Genomic DNA, 13,181 nt, shown 5'->3' on the forward strand with positions numbered 1-13,181 from the left:
AAATAAACGAACAAATCCTTGTTACGGTCTCTGGTTTACGTGGTTTTTTTTAGTGTGGTTGGACTTTTCCTTCATACGTCTGCATTTGCACAGGATCCGCAATATAGCCAATACTACGCTGCACCTCTTTATTTGAATCCTGCATTCGCAGGTTCGGAACTCACAGGGAGAGTAGGTTTCAATTATAGAAATCAATGGCCGAGTATAGATGCACAGTTCACAACCTTCTCTGCTTTCTACGATACTTACTTGGAAGATTACAACAGTGGGATTGGGATAATGCTGATGCAAGATACTGAAGGGGCGGCAAAATTGCGGTCTACTACGATATCTGCCATTTATTCTTACGAATTAAAATTGAGCGATAATCTTTATTTCAGGCCAGGATTCCAGGCAAGTTACATCAGAAGGGAAATCGGATTTTTTGAAAATTTGATTTTTGCAAATCAGATTAATCCTAGTGACCCTTTTGGACCAACTCTTCCGGGTGCGGATATACCGGGTTTAGGAGATCCTGTAAATATGTTATCACTTTCTTTTGGGGGATTAATTTTCACAGAGAATTTTTGGTTTGGAGGATCAGCCCATCATGTAAACCAACCCAATCAGTCTTTTATTGACGGAGATAGTCCGCTTCCGATGAAAATTTCTTTCCATGCTGGATATAGAATTCCTTTAGGTGAAGGTTCCATGCGTCAGGATTTTACGCACATGCGCAAGCAACGATATTTGACGCCAACAATCAACTACAAGCGACAAGGACCATTTGAGCAGTTGGATGTCGGAGCATATTTCTATGTAGAGCCTATCGTATTCGGTCTTTGGTACCGCGGACTTCCTTACAAGCCGGTTGAGAATCAAAGTAACCGTGATGCAATCGTAATGATGGTCGGAGTGAATTTGCTAAGTGGATTGAATATCGGATACAGTTTCGATTACACGGTTTCGCAGCTGGGAATCCAATCAGGTGGAGCACATGAGATCAGTTTGTCATGGACTTTGCCAAATAATAATCAAGGCAGTCCGAGAAGAAGGGATACTATTCTCCCTTGTCCTAAATTCTAAAATTTCATGGAGCCGATTTTGCTAAAGAATCTACTGATTGGAGTAGTGACTTTTGGGTTTTTGTTGGGGAAAATTCTTAGCTACCTGAATTATCGACGGCCAGTTCCTAAAGTGCCAGACACCCTCTCTGAATATTTGACAGATCAAAAACTTCAAGAATCGAAAAACTACCAAAATGAGAATTATCGTTTCGGACTAGTTTCGGGAATTTTCTCATTTGTCATCACCATTCTTTTCATCAGTCAAGGTTGGTTTGGAGCAATCGATAGCTGGGTGAAGACTTTTGAAATCGCCCCGCTTTTGGAGTCTGTAGTTTTCTTTGCGCTGATTTTCATTGGTTCTGATATCCTTAGCTTACCATTTGATTATTACAGCACTTTTGTGATCGAGGAGAAGTATGGATTTAATAAGTCCACAGTGAAAACTTTCTTTGTGGACAAATTGAAAGGATATCTTCTTTCCATCATTATAGGTGGAGGTTTGTTTATGCTATTTCCATGGCTAGTTCACCAGATGGGAAGAGACTTTTGGTGGCAGTTTTGGATCATCGCAGCAGTATTTATGGTATTGGTCAATCTGTTTTACACTGCTTTGATTCTACCACTTTTCAATAAACTTACCCCTCTTGGGGAAGGAGAATTGAAGGATCAAATTATCAACTATGCCCGTTCGGTGAATTTTCCTTTGGAGAATATCTTCGTGATGGATGGAAGCAAGCGTTCTTCTAAAGCAAATGCCTTTTTCTCAGGTTTTGGAAAGCGAAAGAAAGTAGTGCTTTTTGATACGCTTTTGGATCAGCATCCGCCGGAGGAATTGGTTGCGGTTCTCGCTCATGAAGTGGGACATTACAAAAAGAAGCATATTGTTTGGAGTATGATTCTTTCAGTGCTACAAATAGGTTTACTGTTATTTTTACTGTCCCAGTTTATCTTCAGTGAGCCGATGAGCATGGCATTGGGAGGTAAAGTCTGGTCCGTGGAATTGAATCTCATTGGATTCACCATGCTTTTTTCTCCCATCTCCATGATTCTTGGAATTGGCATGAACTGGCTCAGTCGTAAAAATGAGTTTGAGGCGGATGATTTTGCAAAAACCACTTTCGCTGGAAAACCATTAGCGGAGGCTTTGAAAACTTTATCAGTCAAAACCCTCAGCAACATCAATCCACATCCTTGGTATGTGTTTATGAATTATTCCCATCCACCGCTTTTAGAGCGATTGGAGAAATTGGAAGGGTAGAGTAGAATTAAAAAGGCTATCACTATTTTCAAACTTTGAAAATAGTGATAGCCTTTTATCATTTCTCCAATTATCTCAATCTTTCATTCACTAAATCACATAAAACTCCTCCCAACCTTTTCTCGGTGGCATTCCTGCCAAGACTTGATTGGCGAGTGGGTTATTCGTGATTTGGCGAGTCTCCCGATCAAACTCCAACTTGGTACCCATCTGCTGGGCCATCACCCCGAGACAGAATACCTGACTGAGTGGTCCTGCAATTTCAAATGGAGATCTGGTTTTTTCCTCGCCTTTACAAGCTTTTAGGAAGTTGGCGAAGTGATTGGAAGGGCTTTCTGGAACTTCAGGAAGTTTGGACTCCCATTCTTTTGCTTTTTCTGAAGGAATGATAGAAAGTGTGCTACCGTGTGAGCCGCCTTTGAAGGTCAACTCTTTACTGTAAATGATTTTTCCTGGGTTCAGTTTGGCAGGTTGGATCTGTCCATTGCTTGGTGGTGGAATATTTGGATCCAGTTCGGATACCCCATAGCCATCTGGTACAGCAGGGATATTATCCATTCCATCATACCAGGTAATCGTCATTGGAGGCATCTCGTTTCGCTTTGGGAATTTAAATTCCAAAGTCGTAGAGGTAGGGTAAAAGAACATGTTATGACCACTAAGTTTGGTCGGATTGATTTCACTTGGAAGACCCAAATCCAGAAACTGATGTGCCGTATCCATGATATGCGCTCCCCAATCTCCTAATGCACCCATTCCAAAGTCATACCAACAGCGCCATTGGCCATTGTGAAAGTCCTTGTTGAAATCATGCGGTTGAGCTTGCGCAGTCCACACATCCCAATTCATCGTGGTTGGAATAGGCTCTGCAGCTGGGAAGTGACTGATATTGGTGTCCCAACCATGCCATCGTCTTCGGCTGTTCATATGCGCAGTCATAGCGGTGACATCTCTGATGATTCCAGCATCTTGCCAAGCTTTGAATTGGAAATAATTTCCTTCTGAGTGCCCCTGATTTCCCATTTGCGTAGCCAGTTGAGGGTATTTCTTCGCTGCCGCCATCATCAAATCCACTTCCTGAAAAGTCCGAGCCATCGGCTTTTCTACATAGACATGCTTTCCTTCGGCCAATGCCATCATAGTCACCGGAAAATGTGAAAAATCCGGTGTGGCAATACTTACCGCCTCAAATTCACCTCCGATCTGATCAAACATCTTTCTGAAATCCTGAAAGCGTTTGGCCTGAGGAAACATCTCCATAATCTGAAGGGTCTGCTTGGCCCCCATATCCACATCGCATATGGCTACGACATTACAAAGTCCAGTCTTATGAAGTTCTTTGATGATCTCCGCTCCACGATTACCGATTCCGATGCAGGCAAGATTGACTTTGTCAGACGGTGCCACATAGCCCATTGGCTTGCCTAGGACATTGGGAGAGATTAGCGTCAGTACGGAAAGACTCATGGCAGCAGTCGCTCCGGTCTTGAGAAAGTTTCTTCGATTGGTTTTCATTAAGGGTTTATTTTGAGATGGAGCAATCAAGTATTTATTTGCTATTCTAATCTAGGAATGAAAAATTAGAATCAGTAAGCAAGTGCTATAAATCAACGGAATCGATACCGAAGACATTTATTCGATAGCTTAAATAGAGTTCTTTTTTTATCTTAATTTTCTCTAAACCCCAACATCATGCAAGACCTAGCTGATTTCCATTTACCTGTTTCCGAACTTTTTCCGCAACCCAAAACCAAAGCAGATTGGGAGCAGTATCGTCTTAGCCAAGAGCAAATCGATTTTTTTAATGAAAATGGCTATTTGGCAGGTATCAAATTATTAGATGAAGCCCAAATCGAGGCTTTGAAAAATGCCTTAGACGAGGTCATGGATCCTGAACATCCACTCCATCATTTGTTTCATGAGTTTCACAGCAATGAATCTGGTGATCCGAATAAAGTACTTTTTCATTCCCTCGGTCATTGGAGATTGGCAGCACCTTTTCATGATGCGATCTGGAATCCTGCATTCCGAATGGCCGCTTCACAATTGCTCGGAGATCGGGCGGTTCGGTTTTGGCATGATCAGTTGTTTTGCAAGCCTGCGCACCATGGGGGAAATGTGGCTTGGCATCAGGATTACAGCTATTGGACAAGGACAGTGGCCATGCAGCACCTGACCTGCTGGTGCGGGCTGGATGATGCGACGGAAGAAAATGGTTGCCTTCAATACGTACCTGGCTCACATCGCTGGGGGCTTTTGGATAAGCCCGCTTTGGCAGGAGAAATGGATGGTCTGATGGCGATGATGACAGCTGAGCAAAAAGCGAATTTCAAACCGGTAGCTATTCCATTAAAAGCAGGACACGCTGCATTTCATCACCCGCTATTGGTGCACGGAAGTTTTGCGAATTTTTCTCCACGCTCGCGCAAAGCTTTTGTGCTGAATGTCTTTGCGGATGGGACAGTATCTGATACGGATGAACCGCTTTTGGAAGGTGTGCCTGTAATTCCGAAAGGAGAAAAAATGCAAGGGAAATTCTTTCCGATTATTTTCGATCCGAAGGAGATTTGATTTCGGTTTGTGGAGACACAAACCGAGGCGGAGGATTCGAAGGAGATCCAATAGCGTTGATTTCTGTTTTTGAATACAAAAATCTAGTCTATGAGAATAAACCTTTGATTCCCTTCGTGAGAACACGAACGGTGGCGAAGAATAAAAGAATAAATCATGGATCCTTTCGTCAAGACATGAATGTTGCCGAAGGCTGAAGCCAAGCAAGATTTTGGTTCTTATTAATTGAATGTCTTCTCTAAAAATCCGGATTTCCATACGAGCCTGTTGTCAATTTGGATTATATTAGACCAACAAGTGATCAACCCAAAAAACTAACCCTATGAATTGTTTGAAGAAAATTTATAGTGCGTTCCTCTTTTTAGCCCTGAGTGGAACTTTTACTTTTGCCCAGAATGGAGTTACATTTCTTCAATTTGAGGGAAAGGAAGGTCCAGGAAAAGGGAAGCATATCGTCTTGGTAGCCGGAGATGATGAATATCGCTCTGAAGAATCTATGCCAATGATGGCAAAACTCCTTTCTCAGCACTATGGATTTAAGACAACGGTGCTTTTTCCCATCGACCCAAGTACAGGAGATGTGGTGCCAAGTTATCAAAACAATATTCCGGGACTCGAAAATTTAGAATCTGCAGATCTGATGATCATGCTGATTCGATTCCGAGAGCTTCCTGACGCGCAAACTAAGTATATCGAGGATTTCTTGAAAGTAGGAAAACCAATCATCGGTCTGAGAACTTCCACTCATGGGTTTGCTTACCAAAAAGACAAAACATCTCCTTTTGCCAAGTGGACGTGGAATGGGAAAGAAGCTGGATGGGAGAAGGGATTTGGCAAGCGGATTTTCGGCGAAACTTGGATCAATCATCATGGCATCCATGCCAAAGAAGGTTCAAGATCACTAATCGACGGTGTGCAACAAATGAATGATCATCCTATCCTTAGAGGCGTCAATGATATCTGGGTTCCAGAAGATGTATATGGGATACAAAGTCTTCCCGAGGAGGCGGAAGTTTTGATTTATGGACAATCCACTGCCGGAATGACTGCAGAAGCAGCGCCGATCTGGGAAAAATCAGTCATGCCAATCGCATGGACCAAACCCTATCAAATTGAGGGAGGAAAAGAGGGAATGGCCTTTGCGTCCACGATGGGTTCTTCCATGGGATTCCAAAGTGAAGACTTGAGAAGACTGGTGGTGAATGCTTCCTTTTGGCTTTTGGGAATGTCGGAGACGATTACGCCGGAATTGAATATGGCAATTGTCGGAGAATATAAACCGACAATGTTTGGATTTGATACCTTTCGGAAGGGAATGAAAGTAGCCGATTTTAAATGAAATTTTGGTCAACAGTCAACGGTCAACAGTCCACCGATTTGCGGCTGTCGACTGAGGACTGTGGTCCGTTGACAAAATAATACGATGAATAAAATAGGATTTAATGTACTGGCTTGGTCCGCAGTAGTTTCTGAAGACTTATTTCCGATTCTTGACCGATTAAAATCCATCGGTTACAATGGAGCAGAATTTTTTGTAGGGCCTTGGGAAGAGAAAGCTTTCAAATCCGTAGGGAAACATTGCCAAGAAATTGGTTTGGAAGTAACTACCGTGACGGTCATGGGACCTGATGAAAATCCGATTTCACCCGATGCCAAAGTGCGAGAAAAGGCAAAAGAGAAATTGCGATGGGTGCTTGATCGGGCTGCAGACCTGAACTCCCAGGTTTTATGTGGACCCTTTCATTCGGCATTTGCGACTTTTGCGTCTCGTGCACCTCTCGAAGATGAATATAAATGGTCCGCTGAAGTGCTTCACGAAACTGCTGACTACGCTCAAAAACTAGGAATTCTCATGACTCCGGAAGCACTCAATCGCTTCGAGTGCTACCTCTGCAACACTATGGAGCAGCTTGATTATTTGCTAGGCAAAGTCAATCATCCCAATGTACAGGCGATGTTTGATACCCATCATGCCAATATGGAAGAGAAGAAAATGGGGAATGCCATTGAATTTATCGCACCTAGGTTAGGGCATTTTCATATCTCAGAAAATGATAGAGGTACTCCAGGTTCGGGTCATGTGGACTTTGATGAGACTTTTGCCACTTTAGCCAAAGTGAATTACAAGGGATGGCTGACGATCGAAGGGTTTACTCGAAATGATCCTGATTTTGCCAACTCGATTGGGGTGTGGCGGAATTTCTCCGAGCCTTGGGATATGGCCGAGAATGGGTTTAAGCTAATTCAGGAAAAATTATTGAAGTACAACGGTTAATCAGGTAAGTTCCTTAATTTAAACTTTGTCATTGAATCTTTTTGACAAGATCTGGCATCCAGCTCATAATTGGATATGTCCTGCTCTAAAACGTCAAAGAATAGGAGTAAAAAAACTAATCAATAAAAAAGGTGGTCTCTTTCGAAACCACCTTTTGTGTTAAATAGTATCAGCTTAATTAAGCTAAATCAAATCTGTCAAGATTCATCACCTTGTTCCAAGCGGCTACAAAGTCCTTGATAAATCTTTCTTGTCCATCTGAACATCCGTAAACTTCAGCAATCGCACGAAGTTCGGAATTGGATCCGAAGATCAAGTCTACACGTGTACCAGTCCATTTTACCTGTCCTGTCTTGCGATCTTTTCCAAGGAAAGCATGCTCACCTTTGTCAGCAGCACTCCAAGAGATACCAAGATCTAAAAGGTTGACGAAGTAATCATTTGTCAAAGAACCAGGACGCTCAGTGAATACGCCATATTTGGAATGATCAAAGTTGGTGTCAAGAACTCGCATACCACCGACTAAAACAGTCATCTCAGGAGCAGTCAAAGTCATCAACTGCGCTCTATCGATTAACATCTCTTCAGCAGAAGCTTTGTGTTTTGGCACGAAGTAATTTCTAAATCCATCAGCAGATGGCTCAAGTGCTGCAAAAGATTCTACATCAGTTTGAGCTTGAGAAGCATCAGTTCTACCAGGAGTGAACGGTACGGTTACAGGATGACCAGCATTTTTAGCAGCTTGCTCAATTCCGGCACAGCCTCCCAATACGATCAAATCAGCAAGTGAAACTTGTTTTCCGCCAGTCTGTGCTGCATTGAATTCTCCTTGAATAGATTCAAGTTTCTCCAATACTTTGGTCAACTGAGCAGGATTGTTGGCATCCCAATATTTCTGAGGAGATAGTCTTATTCTTGCTCCATTAGCACCACCTCTAAAGTCAGATCCACGGAAAGTGGAAGCAGAAGCCCAAGCGGTAGAAACCAATTCAGAAACACTAAGCCCTGAAGCTAGAATTTTTCCTTTGAGCGCTTCAACGTCAGCCGCATCAATCATTTTATAGGTAGCAGCAGGAATTGGATCTTGCCAGATCAATTCTTCGGAAGGAACCTCTGGACCCAAATATCTGGATACTGGTCCCATATCTCTGTGCGTCAACTTGTACCAAGCTCTTGCGAAAACATCTGCAAACTCATCAGGATTCTCAAAGAATCTACGAGAGATTTTCTCATAAGCAGGATCTTCACGCAATGCGATATCTGTAGTCAACATAACTGGCGTATGGCTCTTGGAAGGATCATGTGCATCCGGAACGGTTCCGGCGCCACCACCATTCTTTGGTCTCCATTGATGAGCACCAGCTGGGCTTTTGAATAATTCCCATTCGTAACCAAACAAGTTTTCGAAGTAATTATTGCTCCATTTGGTAGGCGTAGTAGTCCAAGTTCCTTCTAAGCCAGAAGTAATTGTATCACCTGCATTTCCGGTTCCAAAATTGTTTTTCCATCCCATGCTTTGCATTTCGATTCCTGCAGCTGCAGGCTCACGCTCCACATATTTGCTAGGATCAGCAGCACCGTGAGTTTTACCGAAGGTATGCCCACCAGCAATAAGCGCAACAGTTTCTTCGTCGTTCATAGCCATTCGGCCAAAAGTCTCCCGGATATCTTTAGCTGATGCCAAAGGATTTGGATTCCCGTTTGGTCCTTCAGGGTTTACATAGATAAGACCCATTTGTACAGCTCCAAGTGGATTTTCAAGTACACGGTCACCAGTGTATCGCTTGTCTCCGAGCCATTCAGTTTCTGATCCCCAATACACATCCTCTTCTGGCTCCCAGACATCTTCACGTCCACCGCCAAATCCGTATGTTTTGAAATCCATTGTTTCCAAGGCTACGTTTCCTGCAAGGATCATCAAGTCAGCCCAAGAAAGTTTCTTACCATATTTTTGCTTGATTGGCCAAAGAAGCAATCTAGCCTTATCCAAGTTTCCATTGTCAGGCCAGCTGTTGAGTGGAGCGAAACGCTGCGTTCCTGATCCACCACCTCCTCGGCCATCCTGAATTCTGTAGGTTCCTGCGCTATGCCAAGCCATTCTGATAAAAAATGGTCCATAGTGACCGAAATCTGCTGGCCACCAATCCTGAGAATCAGTCATTAGATCAGCCAGATCTTTTTTCACTGCAGCCAAGTCTAGGCTTTTGAATTCTGCAGCATAGTCAAAATCTTCTCCCATAGGATTGGAAAGCGAAGAATTCTGACGAAGAATGTTAAGTTTCAACTGATTTGGCCACCAGTCTCTGTTTGAGGTTCCTCCACCAGCAGCTTTCGCCAGTGTACCTCCAATGAAAGGGCATTTTTCGGCACCATTTGAACCTCCATGACCATTCATGTCATAAGATTTAGAGGAGTCCGTTGAATGTGGGTTTTGATTGTTATCCATATTACTTGAGATTTATTTTTTCTTGAAAAGTAAATTTACCTAAAAGGATTGGGTATTGAAATCCTTTTTCCATAGATAATTCCTATGAGTCTTTAAGGATTCTAAATGATTATAAAATTACCAAAACTGGTTTGCTTCTCCTAGAAAACTTAAATGGCAGTATACTTGATTTTTGTCACCAAAAATCGCTTAAAAGCCTAGATTGTAAGGGGGAAGTGAAATCTACATGATCAAAATCCTATTTTGGTTATATCTTAATCTTTTTTTAAATCGAGATTGTTTTTTGAATTTTGACAGAAACCACAGGACAGCAGATTCCATCCTTTTTTGGTAGATTAGGTCTATCACTATAAGACCTGTCACGTGAAAATTCTATTTTCCATTCTGCTTTTAAATCTTTCCATTTCTGCATTTTCGCAAGAAAAAAAAACTAATATCATCTTCATTCTCACTGACGATCAGCGCTGGGATGCTTTAGGTTTCGCGGGAAATACAATGATTCAAACCCTGGAAATGGATCGCTTGGCTGAGGAAGGAACTTACTTCGAAAATGCCTTTGTGACTACACCAATCTGTGCAGCAAGCCGCGCTAGTTTACTTACTGGGCTTTATGAGCGAACTCATGGGTACACCTTTGGCCAAGGAAATATTAAACAGCCTTACATTGACCAATCATACCCTGTTAAACTTAGGGAGGCGGGCTACAAGACTGGTTTTTTCGGAAAGTTTGGAGTGAATTATCCTGGGTTTTCTGAATTGTTTGATGAAGGAGAAGACTATGATCGGAATGGTATGTACACGGATCGAAGGGGGTATTTTTTCAAAACTATTGGGAAAGATACAGTTCACCTGACCCGCTATACCAGTCAACAGGCGATTGATTTCATAGAAAGCGCTTCTTCCGAACAGCCTTTTATGCTTTCTTTAAGTTTCTCTGCTCCACATGCTCATGATCCCGCAGAGTTGCAGTATTTCTGGTCTCCTGAATACGACACGATGTACCAAAATCTAGTTGTTCCAGACCCCTTACTCAAAGACGATAAATATTTTCTCGCGCAACCCGAATATGTACGAACTGGTGAAAACCGAACTAGATGGCATTGGCGATATGATACTCCGGAAAAGTATCAGCACAGTGTCAAGGGTTATTTTCGGATGATTTCTGAGGTAGATACTGAAATCGGGAAAATCCGAGAAGCCTTGCGGGAAAAAGGACTGGATAAAAACACAGTTATCATCCTCATGGGAGATAATGGGTATTTTTTGGGAGAAAGGCAGCTAGCAGGGAAGTGGCTGATGTATGACAATTCCCTAAGAGTCCCACTGATCGTCTATGATCCTCGACAAACCGGAGGGAAAAGGAATACAGATTTCGCTTTGAACATTGATGTTCCGGCAACTATTCTGGATTTTGCTGGAGTCAAAAGTCCTGACTCCTGGCAGGGGACTAGCCTAAGGTCCAAAGAGCTGGCAAAGCGAAAAGAATTTCTTACTGAGCATCTATGGCAAGTGGATATTATCGCGCCTAGTGAAGCCATTCGTACTGAGCGCTGGAAGTATTTCCGTTATATCAACGATCCCGAACATGAGGAGCTTTATGATTTGGAGGCGGATCCTATGGAAATCAATAATCTGGCTTCTGATCCTTCGCACCAAGCAATTCTCAAAGAGCTTCGTGGAAAGATGGAACAAAAAATTGCCGGATATTTAAAGGCCAAAATGGAGTAAGGAAAGCGTGATTAATTGAGAGAATGCTTAATCCTAATTCCTGAAAGTTTGTCGAGATATTTTAATTTCTAATTGTCTATCTGAGAAGTGAAAGGTTGGTTGTATTCTAAGTTTTTGACCTCCAATTTTAACCAATTCCATTCTCCTTGTTCTAAATTCCAAGTTGCTTTCATCTTTGAAGGAACTTTGATTCCTTCGAAAAATGCGTATTCCTCTACGGTCATAATCCATTCTTTTCGTGCTGCATTGGGATCATCTCCTTGAAATCGTAAGGCTATAAATTTTACAAAATCTCCAGCTTCATTAAAGTAAAAGGTTCCACTACCTCTTGTGTTTTGGAATTCCATGGTTGCTTTTGCACTTAATTCATCGAGTTCTTCCCAACTCACAAAAGGACTAATAGCCAAAGAGGGAAACCAAACCATTTCTCCCAAAAACCGCTGTAAAGCACCTTCATCAATTCTTAGACCACTGGCATTTACTATGTTGATCAGCGAATTCAATTTGATCAGCATTTCGCCTTTTCCGGCTTTAAAGCTATCTCTTCCCTCGATCCACATGATGGGATTCATTTTCAAATCTACTGCCCAATTAAAAGAAGGTGGATCGACCACCGTATATTGAAGGGCTTTGGCCTCAAACCAATCTTTTTGGTTTGGTTTCATCTTCATTTGAGCCACTTGGTTTAGTTTGCCATTTCTTGCTTTTGGTTTTCCAATTGCCCCAGAAGCCAGATGCCAATTTTTTACGGGTTTTGGGAGATTTTTGATCTCCTCTTCTGAAAAGACCTCAACTTCGTCTGAAATAGTTGCAGCCAGTATCTCGGATCTTTCTCGCGCTATTTTTGACCCAAAGAATGAATTTCCCATTGCGAAAGCGACCGTGAAAAGAAGAATAATATTAGGTAGCGATCCCCATTTTGCATCTTCCCAAAAGACAAAGATCAAGCATTGAGAAATGATCAATGCAAGGATCCCAATCGTCCAGCTATTCTTTATGGCGAAGAAATGTAAAGTGGAAAAAGTTAGAATCAATACCCCTCCAAGGAGCCATAGGCTTCCCATTGTTTTGGAGATGGGAAAGGTCAGTGTATTTATATCTTTTAGTCCAAAAGCTTTTAGAAATCCAAGGAAATGGAGTGATCCATGTATACCGAAGAAAATCCATAAAAATACTTTCATAGGTATCTAGGGTTTTTGGGAAATCGATTGAAGAGGGATTAGTTTTTCTCTCCAAGAGATTAATTATCAGCTTTAAAATAATCTCTAACCCAAGCAGTCAATTGGTTTTCAGTCATATTATCAGCTTTTTCAACAGACTTTATTTTGCTAACCAGAAGATGGTGTTTTTCGGCTAATTCCTTGCTTAACTTCATTCCTGCTTCGGCTGGACCGAAAATCACCACAGCATCAGCAGCTTCGATATACTTGATTAGATCCTCAAAGAAGTTCGCTAATTGATGCTTCTCACGCTCCAAATACTTACTATCTTGGACTACATCCTGTGGGCCACCTTTTAATTTGGTGCCGCTTCCTCCTCCTATGTGAAAATCTTCAACCTCAGAAGTAACAGTTTCAAGATGTTCATTTCCATTTTCAAGGGTGATGATTTTTGCTTCACTTTTGTCGATCCAAATACCGATATTTTTCATGATTTCTTTAGTTATTATTGATAAATAGCATCAATCGTCCTAAAATTTAGGTCGATGATGTTTGTAAATCTTATATCCTTAATTTACAAATATGTATATCCGCAAATGCACCAGTAGCCAAATAAGTTAGAAGTGACAGCCAGTGACAATCGCTTTCTTGCGGTCTTAACGGGTACTAAATTAGGTCAAAATAAACGGTTTTGACC

The 13,181-nt window shown here is 41.9% G+C and carries 11 protein-coding genes; 7 read left to right on the plus strand and 4 right to left on the minus strand.

All coding sequences use genetic code 11. The features are described from left to right. Positions 1-18: 18 nt before the first annotated feature. Positions 19-1,065: a type IX secretion system membrane protein PorP/SprF gene (locus tag P8O16_RS12810; RefSeq protein ID WP_300315539.1), complete on the plus strand. Its 1,047-nt coding sequence runs from the start codon at positions 19-21 to the stop codon at positions 1,063-1,065. A gap of 6 nt (positions 1,066-1,071) precedes the next feature. Then, positions 1,072-2,304, plus strand: coding sequence for a M48 family metallopeptidase (locus tag P8O16_RS12815; protein ID WP_300315542.1), 1,233 nt, complete (start codon positions 1,072-1,074; stop codon positions 2,302-2,304). A 90-nt stretch (positions 2,305-2,394) separates the two neighbouring features. Here the strand turns inward: P8O16_RS12815 and P8O16_RS12820 are convergent, their stop codons facing one another. After that, a complete protein-coding gene (locus P8O16_RS12820) occupies positions 2,395-3,819 on the minus strand; it encodes a Gfo/Idh/MocA family oxidoreductase (RefSeq protein WP_300315545.1) in 1,425 nt (474 codons plus the stop codon). 177 nt (positions 3,820-3,996) lie between these two features. On the opposite strand from P8O16_RS12820, the gene P8O16_RS12825 reads away from it, so the two are divergent. The 4 genes from P8O16_RS12825 (at position 3,997) to P8O16_RS12840 (ending at position 7,150) form a co-directional block, all read left to right on the plus strand. Further along, the gene (locus tag P8O16_RS12825) at positions 3,997-4,875 is read left to right on the plus strand and encodes a phytanoyl-CoA dioxygenase family protein (RefSeq protein WP_300315548.1); all 879 of its coding nucleotides are present in this window, start codon (positions 3,997-3,999) and stop codon (positions 4,873-4,875) included. After that, the gene (locus P8O16_RS12830) at positions 4,872-5,072 is read left to right on the plus strand and encodes a hypothetical protein (protein ID WP_300315551.1); all 201 of its coding nucleotides are present in this window, start codon (positions 4,872-4,874) and stop codon (positions 5,070-5,072) included. Before P8O16_RS12825 ends, P8O16_RS12830 begins: the two co-directional genes overlap by 4 nt. 125 nt (positions 5,073-5,197) lie before the next feature. After that, positions 5,198-6,214 carry a ThuA domain-containing protein gene (locus P8O16_RS12835; RefSeq protein ID WP_300315554.1) on the plus strand — a complete coding sequence of 339 codons (1,017 nt, stop codon included), beginning with the start codon at positions 5,198-5,200 and terminating at the stop codon, positions 6,212-6,214. Between the two features lie 84 nt (positions 6,215-6,298). After that, entirely contained in the window at positions 6,299-7,150 is an 852-nt protein-coding gene (locus tag P8O16_RS12840; protein ID WP_300315556.1) for a sugar phosphate isomerase/epimerase, read from the plus strand. A 178-nt stretch (positions 7,151-7,328) separates the two neighbouring features. On the opposite strand, the gene katG is transcribed toward P8O16_RS12840, so the two are convergent. Further along, on the minus strand, positions 7,329-9,545 hold the full coding sequence (katG, locus tag P8O16_RS12845) for a catalase/peroxidase HPI (RefSeq protein WP_300315567.1): 2,217 nt from the start codon (positions 9,543-9,545) through the stop codon (positions 7,329-7,331). A 414-nt stretch (positions 9,546-9,959) separates the two neighbouring features. Between katG and P8O16_RS12850 the strand changes: the two genes are divergently transcribed. Further along, complete coding sequence (locus P8O16_RS12850; RefSeq protein WP_300315559.1) at positions 9,960-11,324, plus strand: sulfatase; 1,365 nt, start codon at positions 9,960-9,962, stop codon at positions 11,322-11,324. Between the two features lie 68 nt (positions 11,325-11,392). Here P8O16_RS12850 and P8O16_RS12855 read toward each other — a convergent pair whose 3' ends face one another. Then, on the minus strand, positions 11,393-12,505 hold the full coding sequence (locus tag P8O16_RS12855) for a DUF6544 family protein (RefSeq protein ID WP_300315562.1): 1,113 nt from the start codon (positions 12,503-12,505) through the stop codon (positions 11,393-11,395). Between the two features lie 59 nt (positions 12,506-12,564). After that, a complete protein-coding gene (locus P8O16_RS12860) occupies positions 12,565-12,975 on the minus strand; it encodes a hypothetical protein (RefSeq protein ID WP_300315565.1) in 411 nt (136 codons plus the stop codon). Between the last annotated feature and the right edge of the window lie 206 nt (positions 12,976-13,181).

Source organism: Algoriphagus sp., assembly GCF_029254265.1.
Classification (GTDB): Bacteria; Bacteroidota; Bacteroidia; order Cytophagales; family Cyclobacteriaceae; genus Algoriphagus.